A 12,461-nucleotide genomic window follows, 5' to 3' on the forward strand; every position below is an offset into this window, starting at 1 on the left:
CTACGCGCAGATCAACGGGCGCAGCGTGCTGGTCGAGATCGATGGGCCCCTGCCAAACGGGCCACTGAACGCGCCGGAGGACTCGGACATCACCCAATTGCGGTGGGACACCGAAGCAAACTTCCCCATCGCTGCGGTTTTCCCGGGCGGCATCTCGAGCACGCTGCAGCACGACAGATTCACTGGCCACCTCACCGGGATACGGAATGACGCGGGGAGATCAACTCAGTTCGTCTTCAACCCACGCCAGCAACTCACCCGGATCCAGCGTAACGCCCCCGGTTGGCCCGCCCGGACGACGAAGTCTGCGGTCTACGACGCCCTCGGCAACCCTACCGAACTGAGCGCGGGAGATGGCCTTTCGGGCGCCACTGTTCCTTACCTGCGCCAGGCCTTCGATGTGCAGGGCCATCTCATCTGGCAAGCCAGGGCATTGGGCATCGCACACCAGTTCCGGTACGACACCGAAGGACGGCTTGCGGAGACGGTTCGGTCCGACGCGCGCATGCAAAGGCTGACGCGTTACCGCTATGACGACATCGGCCACCTCACCGACGTCAGCGACAACAGCGGCCGGCAGCAGCGTCTCCCGCCACCTTCCGCATTGCCGAGCCGGCGTATGCGCGACATGGCGCAAACACCCCGCCGCCTCACCCGGCAGGACGATTTCGGCCGCGTCGTCTTGACGGTCGATGCCGATCGCGGTGCAGAGCGACGTCAGTTCGATGCGGCCGACCGGCTCATCTCGATGCGCGATGCGCGCATCAACCTCGCCCAGTATGCCTACGATGTGCGCGGCCGGATCCGCCAACAGGACATCGTCGACGCCGGGACCGCTCAGAGCACCGCCACTCACTGGCACTACGACGGCGCGCACCTGGTCGAGATCGAATCCCCCACTCAGCGCGAGCGCTACACCTACGACACCCACGGCTGGCCCCAATCCCGCGCCGTCACACTGCAGACCGCCAAGAGTGCGCTCACTGCCGTGACACGTTATGAGCATGACGCAAGCGGCCAGCTCACCGCCACGTCGCTGCCCGATGGCAGCCGCATCGAGTATCGGCGCAACGGCCAGGGGCAGGTGGTGGCCGTCGAGCGCACGCTTGTGCAAACCCCCTGGCTGCGCTGGCTTTCACCCACTCAAGTCATAGTGGAGGACCTGTCCAGAGACCTGATCGGACTCGAACGCTACGTCACCGGTAATGGCATCGAAGCTCGCTATCAACGCAGCAGACAGGGCGATCTGGCACGCATTCTCTACCGCCGCACCGACCGCCGATATTCACGCTGGACGATGTTCGGCGCGCCTTTGCCCGGCCCGGGCGATTCCGCTCAGGCGCTGGTCGAGCGGATATTGGGCATTGGGTCCGCGCGGGCCGGCACAAGCGCGCAGATCGAAACCGCAGTGCCCGAACCGGCCTTGCCCGGTGCGCTGGGGCTGCCGCGAGACCCCGGCGCCATCGTCGATAATCGCTATCTGTGGGATGCGCGCGGCAACCTGCTCTACCAGCGCCACGAAACCGACTTCGGCACGCACCGAAGCCAGGCCTTTGACGCACGCGACCGCCTCATCGTCTCGGTTCGCACACCGACACAGGCAAACGAACACGAACAGTTCTGGCGCTACGCCTATGACGCCCAGGACCGGCGTGTGCTGCACCAGGCTGCGACTTCGCCTCAGACAGACCTCGTAACCGGCACCCACTCCGACGATTTCACCCCGCTGACGCATCGGCTTGCGACAGCCGGATACAGCGCCAGTGGCCAGGCACAAGAGACGACCGCGTTCCGCTTCGCGTGGGACGCCTTTGGCCGTCTGTCGCAAGCGACCCACACCTCGGGACGACACACCAGCTATCAATACGACCACCGGGGGCTGCGCAATCGCAAGACCGTCGACGGGCAGACGACCTACTTCATCCACGACGCCCAACGCCAGCCGCTGGCCGAGCTGGATCACGCGGGAAGGATCACCCGTCAGTACCTGTATCTCGCCGACCTGCCCATCGCCGTCATCGATACGCCTGATGGCATCCCGCCCGCGCCGGCCGAGCGCAGCGCGCTGGCCCGCATCGGCCATGACGTGGCGCGCATCGTCGAGGCCTGGCTGGGCCATCGCGACACGCTGGTCTGGCTCCATGCCAACCACCTGGGTGCCCCCGAAGCGGCGACCGACGCAAGTGGAAAGGTGATCTGGCGTGCCGACTACGCCCCCTTCGGTGCCGCCACCGTCGCCACCCGAGACGGCTTCGCCCTGCACTTGCGTCTGCCCGGCCAGTACTTCGACGCCGAGACTGGCCTGCACTACAACCGACAACGCTACTACGACCCGGAACAGGGGCAGTACCTCAGCCCTGACCCCCTCGGCACCCCCGACGGCCCGAACCCCTATGCCTACGCCAGACATAACCCGCTCACTTTCATCGACCCGGACGGGCTCATCCTGTTTGCGTTCGATGGCACGGAGAACAGCGACCCGGTGCTCAACCCCGGCATCGACACGCTGTCGAACGTCGTGCGTTTCCGCGACCTTTATGCTAGCGGAAGCTACCGCTATATCACCGGCGTCGGCACCGTCGACCGTAGCGACCCTGAGCATCCTATTGAAGCCCCGAACAGGAAGATCGGACCCGTCCCACGTCCGGACAAAGGCTTCAACTGGAGTGGGCCCGCTCGCATTGAACGCATGGTCAAGTATTTTGAAGACGAGGCTGAAAAGTTCGATGATGACCAAGCGCTCATGGATGTCGACATCATCGGCTTCAGCCGTGGCGCCGCTCAGGCGCGTGATTTTGCGAACATCATTGCGGGCAGCACGAACAATGGCTGGTTCAACTACACGTTGAAAGGAAGCAACATACAGCGATGCCAGCGGGTCAACCTGCGCTTTCTGGGCCTCTGGGACACCGTGCTGAGCACGAACTACTCGGGTTACGACTACCGACTCGGCATTCCAGCCGAATTCAAGTATGTCGCCCAGGCAGTGGCCCTCAATGAGTTTCGCGACAACACGCTGCCCGGCCTTCGCCCCGACCCGACCAATCTCGACACCTGGGGCGCCTTTCCCTTCGAGTCCATCATGGGCGGGCCGATTCCGGCGGAACAAACGCGCATCGAGAGAGGTTTCCTTGGCTCACACAGCGATATCGGCGGCGGTTTCACCGAGAACGAACTGTCCAAGGTGGCGTTGAGCTGGATGATCGCTCAAGCACAGAAGGCAGGGATAACCATGAAACCAGGGCCTGACTCGATCATTCGAAATCCAGTCCTTCACGACAAGAGCAACAATATTCAGCTTGGACAACCGACAAGAGCTTTCTGGTCGGAAGACCGCGACGTCCGCTATCTCGACGGGACGAAAGGCAAACAGCAAACCAGCCACTTTGATGGAATGAGCTATGCCGACACGCTCGACTTCATCGAATACTTCGACCGGTCGGCACTCGAACGTTCGGACGCTCCGGGCCGGGAAGGAGACATCATGACGAACCGTACTGGCACGGTGAACATGGCCGCCTATCTTGATTGGTTGAATGAACACGACTACGACATCAACCTCATTGTGGACTAGGCATTGGTAAATGAATCCCTTCATGAAGGCAAATCCACTTGACAGGCGATGTTTCCTGATTGCGACCTCAGCGGCGCTATTGGCCGGTTGCATGACCACGCCGAGGGAAAATGCCTCCCCGCAATCCGATGAGGCGCGGCGAATGATGGAGAAGTTCCGAGGCCTTTCGGGAATCGTTCTCAGGCTTGACGCTTTGACACCGCGATCAAACGTTTCAATCAAGGCAAGCGACGGTTTCTTCGTTGACTGCCCTGCATCGCTATCGCTGAGGACTGTTCATAACCTCACGTACACTCGAGATGATTACCCGATACCCAAGGCGATCGAAGTCACTTGGAGAGATGACGCAACAAGGTACCAAGGGCAGTGCAAGTATAAAAACGACAAGGTACTCGGAACGGCGACGGTTCCGGTCGCCGACCGTATCCCCGACGCCGTCCTCGACGAGATCCGCATCAATGGCGGCACCTTGCGGATCAAGATCCGTCTTGTCGATGATGGTGTGCTGATCGGGTGGGATATCGAGCGAATCATTACCAAGGAGAACTGGCGCCCTGGCATGTACGGTGTCATCGACTATCCAATGGCGGGCGGCGATTTCAAGGAGCGCCGGCGCGATGAGAACGGCAATTACACCGGCTGGTACATCGACAAGAACGGCCGCAAGATCGAAACAGACTATTGACGCGTCCCGGTACGGCCCGCTTTGGACATTCACTTGAAGCATCGCAGCGGACCACGCCTGCTTCACAGAACGAGCGGCGCTCAGTGGTCACCGCCCCATCAACCCTGGCCACCGAGTCAAGCTCAGGTTAGCGCAGATACATGCCCATAAAATTCGTTCGCAGGACAACTCAAGCCAGTCGGCGCCGCTTCCTGATCACGATCTCCAGCGCGCTATTGGTCGGCTGCATGAACACTCCAGAAAAGAATGCACCACCGTTATCCAGCGAGGAACGGAGAATCATGGAGAAATTCAAAGGCATTGGCGGTATCGTCCTTCGCCTGGATGCGGCAACGACCAAAGAGAACATCACGATGCAGGCAGACAATGGCATATTCATTGGGTGCCCGTCGCAGCTATCACCGACGAGTGTGGGAAACCAAACCTATTCCCCCGGCTACGTGCCCGTGCCCAGAACTGTTCGTGTCATCTGGCGCGATGTGACAGCGAAATACAAGGACCATTGTCAATACGAAGGTGGGGCAATCCTGGGCGACTACACCGTCCCCATCGCCGACCGAATCCCAGACGCAGTACTCGATGAGATCCGCAACAACGGCGGCGCCCTGCGGATCAAGATCCGCCTTGCCGATGATGGCGTGCTGATCGGGTGGGATATCGAGCGAATCATTACCAAGGAGAACTGGCGCCCCGGCATGTACGGTGTCATCGACTATCGAATGGCGGGCGGCGATTTCAAGGAGCGGCGGCGCGATGAGAACGGCAATTACACCGGCTGGTACATCGACAAGAACGGCCGCAAGATCGAAACAGACTATTGACGCATTCGTTCGCAATCAGCCCGGCGCGAGCCCGCCATACAGTCTCCATGCGTAGCGACAACCACCCTTGGTCGGCCCAACCGGAACGGCTACGACATCACCTTGAGCATTCGGTGGGCGCCCCGCCCATGACACGGAGGGCTACGGTTTCGACTGCCCTGCTTTCGAGCACGCTCGCCGCTTGCGTCAGCTTCCCGAGGTCTTGCGTGCTTCGAGCATGGCGATCAGATTGGCTGCGCGGGCGCGGCCTTCCTCGTTCGATACCGGCCCGCTCTTCTTGCGGTCGTTGATGCGGATATCGCCGCCCATCTCGGCGATGAAGCGCGAGGGTTCGCACACGCGCACCTCCTTGCCGGCTTTGCGCCGTTCGCACCAGGTGATGTTGAGACTGCGCTGGGCGCGGGTGATGCCGACGTACATCAGGCGCCGCTCTTCGTCGACCTTGTCCTCGTCGATGCTGCTCTGGTGCGGCAGGAAGCCCTCTTCCACACCGATCAGGAACACGTGCGGAAACTCCAGGCCCTTGGACGCATGCAGGGTGGCGAGCTGGACGCCGTCGAAATCCGGGTCTTCCTTGTCCAGCATCGAGATCAGCGCAATGGTCTGGGTCAGTTCGATCAGGTTCTTGCCATCTTCCGCGCCCTTGCGACCGAGCCAGTCGACGAAATCGCGTACATTGCTCCACTTGGTTTCCGCCTCGCGGGTGGTGCAGTGCTCGAACAGCCAGGCCTCGTAGCGGATTGCCGTCAGCAGATCCTCGAGCAGCTGCGCCGCGGGTTCGCGCGTCGCCCGATACTGCATGCGATTGATGAAGCCGGCGAACTGCTGCACGCCTTCGAGTTGCTTCGGACTCAAGTGCTGCGCGGCCCCCTCTTCGAATACCGCCGCAAACAGGCTGATGTGACGATGACCGGCGTAATTGCCCAGTGCCTCGATCGTGGCGGCGCCGACGCCGCGGCGGGGCACGGTGACTGCACGGATGAAGGCGAGATCGTCGTCCTCGTTCATCAACAGGCGCAAATAGGAGATCAGGTCGCGGATCTCCGGCTTGTCGAAGAAGCTCTGCCCGCCGGAGATCACATAAGGTATGTGCTGGTTGCGCAACTGCTGCTCGATGACCCGTGCCTGATGGTTGCCGCGGTACAGGATGGCGTAGTCCTTGAAGCGGGTGCGATGCTCGAACTTGTGTGCGGTGATCTTCATCGCCACGGTTTCGGCCTCGCGCTCGGGGTCGGGGCAGTTGGTGACGACGATCTGCTCGCCAATGCCGTGCTCCGACCACAGCCGCTTTTCGAACAGCTTCTGGTTGTTGGCGATGACCGTGTTGGCGGCTTCGAGGATGCGACGCGATGACCGGTAGTTCTGCTCGAGCTTGATCACCTTGAGCTTGGGGTAATCGACCTGCAGCAGTTTCAGATTCTCGACATCGGCGCCTCGCCAGGCGTAGATGGCCTGGTCGTCGTCGCCCACCGCGGTAAATGCGCCGCGCACGCCTGAGAGCAGGCGCAGCAGACGGTACTGGGCGCGGTTGGTATCCTGATATTCATCCACCAACAGATAGCGCAGACGATTCTGCCAACGCTCACGCACGTCCGGATTCTCGTCGAACAGGCGCACCGGCAAGGAGATGAGATCGTCGAAATCCACCGCCTGATACGCCCGCAGTGTGCGTTCGTATTCCTTGTACAGCAGCGCCGCCGTCGAGGCGATTTCGTTGTCCGCCAGTTGGGCAGCCTCTTCCGGCGTGATCATCGCGTTCTTCCACGACGAGATCTGCCACTGCATCTGCTTGGCGATGCCTTTGTCGTTGTCGCCGGAGACGTCGGACACGATCTGCACCGTATCCGATGCGTCGAGAATGGAGAACTGCGGCTTCAGCCCGCAATGCTGGGCTTCCTGACGAATGATGCGCACGCCGAGCGCATGAAAGGTGCACACGGTGAGGCCACCCGGCACCCGCCCGCCCATCAGGTGGGCGACACGCTCCTGCATCTCCTTTGCGGCCTTGTTGGTGAAGGTGATGGCAGCAATGTTCTGCGGACTGATGCCGCACTCGTTGATCAGGTGCGCGATCTTCTGCGTGATGACCCGCGTCTTGCCGCTGCCGGCGCCGGCCAGCACCAGACAGGGGCCATCCAGGTAGCGGATTGCTTCACGTTGCGGGGCGTTGAGAAGGGCTGACATCTGGGCGGAAACCGAAAAAGCAATGCCGCCCGGACAGGCGGCATGGCGCGAGTGTACCCGAAGCGGCGGCCATGTGCGGTCTCACGCGACCGCATTGCCGCCCGCGTCGATTACGCGGACCGCAGCGCACGCATCGAGCGGCGCTCAGAGCGCACCAAAGACCTTCTTCGCCAGGCCGCCGGCCGCACCCAGCGGATTCTTGCGGATGGCGCGCTCCTCTTCGGCAATCATCAGGTACAGGCCGTCGAGTGCCTTGCGCGTCACGTATTGCTCGATCTGCGCGTCCTCGCTCTTGACCAGGCCGGCACCCGCCGCCTTGCCCGCAAGCTTGTTGTACTGTTTGGAGAGCGCCAGCTTGTCGGTACTCTGCTTGACCGAAGGCAGGAACAGGGTCATCAGCTGATCCTGGGTCTTGTCGCGAAAATAGGCCGTCACCGAGTCATCGCCCCCGGTCAGGATGTTCTTCGCATCGGTGACGCTCATCTCTTTCACCGCCGCTGCCAGCAGTTCGCGCGCGGCGGGCACGGCGGCCTCGGCGGCCTGGTTCATCGTCGTCACCAGCTTGTCCAGGTCCTTGCCACGGCCCGCCATGCGCAGCAGAGGCTCGGCCTGGGCCAGTCCGTCGGGCAGGGGAATCTTCACCTTGGGATTCTTCAGGAAGCCACCGTCCCGCCCGAGCATGGCGACGGCCTGGCTCGCCCCCTGACGCAAGGCCTCCTTCAAGCCTCCGGACGCTTCCGTATCGGTAAGGGCCGCCAGTCCGCCGGCGGCCCAAACCGGTACGCTGACGAGCAGGAATACGATCGTTCTCAACATGTTTCGCACGGCATTCTCCAGAATCAATGTCGGACCAGTATGGAACGCCGATCGATCGCGACAAATTGCGGTTCTCATCCAGCCGCGACCTTGCGGGTGAAATTGAGGTATTTTGACGGGCGCCGCAAACCATTCGGGTGCCAGATACTCCAAAATCCTGACCTGCCCCCGGACCAACAATACAAAATGCCCAAATCGATCCGCATTCTGCTTCTTGCCCTTGCCGCCAGCTGCACGGCTCATGCCCAGAACATGCCCAGCGTGGCGGGCTGCGATATCCGCCGCGGCACGCTGTGCACAAGCCTGAACCTGAATGGCGCCAGCCTCGAGGGCGTCAATCTGATGAATTCGCAGTTCACGCGCAGCACGCTGGTTGATGCCAGGCTGCAAAAGGCCAACCTGAGCGAAGCCAACTTCTCCAGTACCGACTTGCGCAATGCCGACCTGCGCGAAGCGGCCATGGTCAGGATCAATCTGCGCAGTGCCCGCCTCAATGGCGCCAATCTCTCAGGAGCCAACCTGAGCAATGCCGTCCTGCAAAATGCAGACCTGACCGGTGCAGACCTGAGCGACGCGATCCTCACCGGGGCTGACTTCACCAATGCCAGACTCAACGGCGCAAAAATGAACAAGGTCGATCTGCAACGCGCCAACCTGCGCGCCGCACATCTGAAGGGCGCCTCGCTGGTGGGCGCCAACCTTCAGGGTGCGAACTTCACCCGCGCGTCGCTGATCGATGTCGATCTCACCGGTGCAAAACTGGAAGGCGCAATATTCCTGAGTGCGCAGACCACGGGCTGCATCGGTTGTCCGGACTGACATCCGACGCCCGCCCCTGGAGGTTGTTGGCGATCGTCAGCGGAGTGCGAACTCGAAGGTACTGACGACGCGAAGGCGCTTGCCGATGGTCCCCGATGAGTCCATATCGCTGCCATCATCATCGAGTACGCGAATGACGCCCTGATTGGCATTCTTCAGTGCTCCCAGCGTGGCCCCTGCGTCGGCCGCAAATTTCTTCGCCTGCTCGCGCGCGTTGAGCGTGGCCTCCTCAAGCAGTCTCGGCTTGACGTCGTTGAAGCCGCGTAACTGAAAACGCGGACCGCTCACCCCTTCGTTGCTGCCGGCCAACTGAACACCAGCCTGTATCAACGGATCCACCTTGTTCGCTGCTGCGGCCACGAGATCGACCCGCGCCGATTTCACCACCACCTTGCCGACGCCGTTGAATCGCAGTGCAACATTGGTAGCTCCCCACTCGCGTGCCAGCAGATCCTGCACCTCGAGCGGGCGAACCTCGACTTCATCGTCATTGAAGCCCTGCGCACGCAGGAAGTCGAGCACCTTGTCACGATCGGCCGCTAGCGCCTGCTGCACCTGCCCGAACTCGTTACCGGCGCGGCGAAATGCCAGCGTCCATGACGCGAAGTCGCTCTTTACATCGAGCTCCGCCAGCCCCTTGACGGTCACGGAACGGTCGGCACTGCGAAAAGCCTCCAGCCCCTTTCCGATCGACCAACCAGCAAGAACCAGCGCGCCCGAGAGCATCAACGCCGGAATGAAGCCGATGCGTCCGTCTGCCATGCCGACGGCCGCTCAGGCGACGCCCGCACCATGCGCCTGCTGATCCGCCCAGTAACTCGAGCGCACCATCGGGCCGCAGGCCGCGTTCTTGAAGCCCATCTTAAGCGCTTCGGTCTCGAACATCTTGAAGGTGTCGGGGTGTACATAGCGCAGCACCGGCAGATGGCCACCCGATGGCTGCAGGTACTGGCCGATGGTGAGCATGTCGACATCGTGCGCGCGCAGATCGCGCAGGACCTCGAGGATCTCATCGTCGGTCTCGCCCAGCCCCACCATCAAGCCGGACTTGGTCAGCACTTCGGGGTGACGCGCCTTGAACTGCTTGAGCAGTTCGAGCGAATAGGTGTAGTCGGAACCCGGCCGTGCCTGCTTGTAGAGGCGCGGTACGGTTTCAAGGTTGTGGTTCATGACGTCGGGCGGCGCCTGATCGAAAATGTCGAGCGCGATGTCCATCCGCCCGCGGAAATCGGGCACCAGCACCTCGATGGTGGTCTTGGGCGAGGCGCCGCGTGTCTCGCGAATGCACTCGACGAAGTGCTGCGCACCACCATCGCGCAGATCGTCGCGGTCGACCGAGGTAATCACCACATAGTTGAGGCGCATCGCAGCGATCGTCTTGGCCAGATCGACCGGCTCGTTGGCGTTGAGCGGGTCGGGGCGGCCGTGGCCGACGTCGCAGAACGGACAGCGGCGGGTGCAGATGTCGCCCATGATCATGAAGGTGGCCGTGCCCTTGCCGAAACACTCGTGGATGTTGGGGCAGGACGCCTCTTCGCACACGGTATGCAGCTTGTGCTCGCGCAGCGTGTCCTTGATCTCGTTGAAGCGCTCGGCCTCGGCACCTGCGCCGAGCTTGATGCGAATCCACTCGGGCTTCTTCAGGCGCTCGGCGGGCACGATCTTGATCGGAATACGGGCGGTCTTGTCTGCGCCACGCTGTTTGCGAACGGGGGTTTCCATGGTCTCTGTCTCTATTGTTGGAGTCGGTTTGATGTCGCCATTGTGCCCTTCAGGGCGCCGTGCTCATAGTGGGAACAGCCGCGGGCGGACGCTCGCCCGACGACAGCAGGCGCTGCAGGTTCTGCAGCACGCGCTCGCCGGCCCCGGCGACCGTTTCCGCCACGCCGAAGTCGCGCAACTGCACGGTCTTGAGGCCTTCATATCCGCAGGGATTGATCCAGCTGAAGGGGGTCAGGTCCATGTCCACATTCAGGCTGAGACCGTGATAGCTGCAGCCATTGCGTACCCGCAGGCCGAGCGCGGCAACCTTTGCGCCGTCGATATACACACCCGGCGCACCCTCCTTGCGCACACCATCGAGGCCATAGTCGGCAAGGGTGTCGATGAGCGCCTGCTCCATCAGTGACACCAGTTCGCGGACCTTGAGCCGGCGCCGGTGCAGGTCGAGCAGCAGATAGACGACGAGCTGCCCGGGGCCGTGGTACGTGATCTGACCACCGCGGTCGATCCTGACCAGCGGAATGCCTGCATCGTTGCGCAGCAGGTGCTCGGGCCGGCCGGCCTGGCCGAGGGTGTAGACCGGCGGATGTTCGAGCAGCCAGATCTCGTCGGCCGTGTCGGCGTTGCGCTCGGCGGTAAACACCCGCATGGCCTCGAGCGCGGGCTCGTAGTCCACGCACCCGAGGTGCTTGATGATCACAGCACCACCTTCACCATCGGATGCGAGGTGAGTTCGCGGTACATCGCGTCGACCTGCAGTTGCGACACGGCGCGGAAGGTGCAGGTGATAGCAAGATAATTGCCCTTGCTCGAAGGCCGCATCTCGACCGTCGCCGCGTCGAAGTCGGGCGCGTGGGTCAACACCACGTCGAGCACGGCCTGCGCGAAGCCATCGACCCGCGCCCCCATGATCTTGATCGGAAAATCGCAGGGAAACTCGAGCAGGGTCTGCCTGGCCTCGGGATTGTTCTGTTCACTCACTTCGCATCACCGTATTCTTGAAATCCTGATACCACGCGTGCATCTGCCGCCCCACCGGGCCTGGGCGGCCCGTCCCTACCGGTTTGTCGTCCAGACGGGTGATCGGCAGCACCTCCTTGGTTGAAGAACTCATCCACAACTCGTCGGCGTGGCGCACTTCGTCCTCAAGGATCTCGCGCACTTCGTGCTTCAGCCCATGCTTCACCGCCAACTCGAGAACAACGTCGTAAGTGATGCCGGGCAACATCAGGTGGCTCTTGGGCGGCGCCAGCATCACCCCGTCGCGAACCACGAAGATATTCGACGCCGAACCCTCGGTGAGGAAACCGTCGCGGAACAGGATGGTTTCGACACAGTCCTGATCCACCGCGTGCTGGCGCAACAGGCAATTCGCCAGCATCGACACGGTCTTGAGGTCGCAGCGCAACCAGCGGAAATCGGCGGCGCTGACACCCGCCACCCCCTCTTCGCGCTGGTGCGCAGGCGGGGTGACGAGCGCTTCGCTCATCAGGAACACCGTGGGGCGGATGACCTTGGGAAAGGCATGGTTGCGCTTGTCGTCTACACCGCGCGACACCTGCAGGTACACCGACTGATCCTGCCACGGGTTGCGATCGATCACCTCGCCAATGATCTCCCGCCATTCATCGGGCCGGTGCGGATCGGGCAGTCGTATGGAGGCCAACGTCCGTCCCAGCCGGGCAATGTGCTCATCAAGGCGGAATGGTCGCCGCGAATAGACAGGAATCACTTCGTAAGCACCATCGCCGAACAGGAAGCCGCGATCCATCGGCGACACCCGCGCTTCGTCCAGTGGCAGATAGCGTCCGTTGAGATAACACAGGCTCACGGCGTCCTC

Annotated in this window: 11 protein-coding genes; 4 read left to right on the forward strand and 7 right to left on the reverse strand. The window is 62.1% G+C overall.

Annotated elements, in window-relative coordinates; translation table 11 throughout:
• Positions 1-25: 25 nt before the first annotated feature.
• The 3 genes from J5J83_RS14520 (at position 26) to J5J83_RS14530 (ending at position 5,080) form a co-directional block, all read left to right on the forward strand.
• A complete protein-coding gene (locus tag J5J83_RS14520) occupies positions 26-3,574 on the forward strand; it encodes an RHS repeat-associated core domain-containing protein (RefSeq protein WP_212350310.1) in 3,549 nt (1,182 codons plus the stop codon).
• Positions 3,575-3,584: 10 nt separating this feature from the next.
• Positions 3,585-4,259: a hypothetical protein gene (locus J5J83_RS14525; RefSeq protein ID WP_212350312.1), complete on the forward strand. Its 675-nt coding sequence runs from the start codon at positions 3,585-3,587 to the stop codon at positions 4,257-4,259.
• 281 nt (positions 4,260-4,540) lie between these two features.
• Positions 4,541-5,080, forward strand: coding sequence for a hypothetical protein (locus J5J83_RS14530; RefSeq protein ID WP_212350314.1), 540 nt, complete (start codon positions 4,541-4,543; stop codon positions 5,078-5,080).
• A gap of 186 nt (positions 5,081-5,266) precedes the next feature.
• Here the strand turns inward: J5J83_RS14530 and J5J83_RS14535 are convergent, their stop codons facing one another.
• Both J5J83_RS14535 and J5J83_RS14540 read right to left on the reverse strand, forming a co-directional pair.
• Positions 5,267-7,264, reverse strand: coding sequence for a UvrD-helicase domain-containing protein (locus J5J83_RS14535; RefSeq protein ID WP_212350316.1), 1,998 nt, complete (start codon positions 7,262-7,264; stop codon positions 5,267-5,269).
• Positions 7,265-7,408: 144 nt separating this feature from the next.
• Positions 7,409-8,080, reverse strand: a complete 672-nt coding sequence (locus tag J5J83_RS14540) for a DUF4197 domain-containing protein (protein WP_249115729.1) — start codon at positions 8,078-8,080, stop codon at positions 7,409-7,411.
• A 186-nt stretch (positions 8,081-8,266) separates the two neighbouring features.
• Here J5J83_RS14540 and J5J83_RS14545 point away from each other — a divergent pair, with 186 nt between their 5' ends.
• Positions 8,267-8,899 carry a pentapeptide repeat-containing protein gene (locus J5J83_RS14545; protein ID WP_212350320.1) on the forward strand — a complete coding sequence of 211 codons (633 nt, stop codon included), beginning with the start codon at positions 8,267-8,269 and terminating at the stop codon, positions 8,897-8,899.
• Positions 8,900-8,935: 36 nt separating this feature from the next.
• Here J5J83_RS14545 and J5J83_RS14550 read toward each other — a convergent pair whose 3' ends face one another.
• From J5J83_RS14550 to J5J83_RS14570, 5 genes are read right to left on the reverse strand one after another with little or no spacing between them, the layout of a single operon-like run.
• Entirely contained in the window at positions 8,936-9,661 is a 726-nt protein-coding gene (locus J5J83_RS14550; RefSeq protein ID WP_212350321.1) for an SIMPL domain-containing protein, read from the reverse strand.
• A 12-nt stretch (positions 9,662-9,673) separates the two neighbouring features.
• Positions 9,674-10,621: a lipoyl synthase gene (lipA, locus tag J5J83_RS14555; protein WP_212350323.1), complete on the reverse strand. Its 948-nt coding sequence runs from the start codon at positions 10,619-10,621 to the stop codon at positions 9,674-9,676.
• Positions 10,622-10,670: 49 nt separating this feature from the next.
• Entirely contained in the window at positions 10,671-11,321 is a 651-nt protein-coding gene (lipB, locus tag J5J83_RS14560) for a lipoyl(octanoyl) transferase LipB (RefSeq protein ID WP_212350325.1), read from the reverse strand.
• Entirely contained in the window at positions 11,318-11,602 is a 285-nt protein-coding gene (locus tag J5J83_RS14565; RefSeq protein ID WP_212350326.1) for a DUF493 domain-containing protein, read from the reverse strand. Before J5J83_RS14565 ends, lipB begins: the two co-directional genes overlap by 4 nt.
• The gene (locus J5J83_RS14570) at positions 11,595-12,452 is read right to left on the reverse strand and encodes a D-amino acid aminotransferase (protein ID WP_212350328.1); all 858 of its coding nucleotides are present in this window, start codon (positions 12,450-12,452) and stop codon (positions 11,595-11,597) included. The genes J5J83_RS14565 and J5J83_RS14570 overlap by 8 nt, the downstream gene beginning before the upstream one ends.
• Positions 12,453-12,461 lie beyond the last annotated feature (9 nt).

Source organism: Azoarcus sp. L1K30 (assembly GCF_018122735.1).
In the GTDB taxonomy this organism is placed as follows: Bacteria; Pseudomonadota; Gammaproteobacteria; order Burkholderiales; family Rhodocyclaceae; genus Parazoarcus.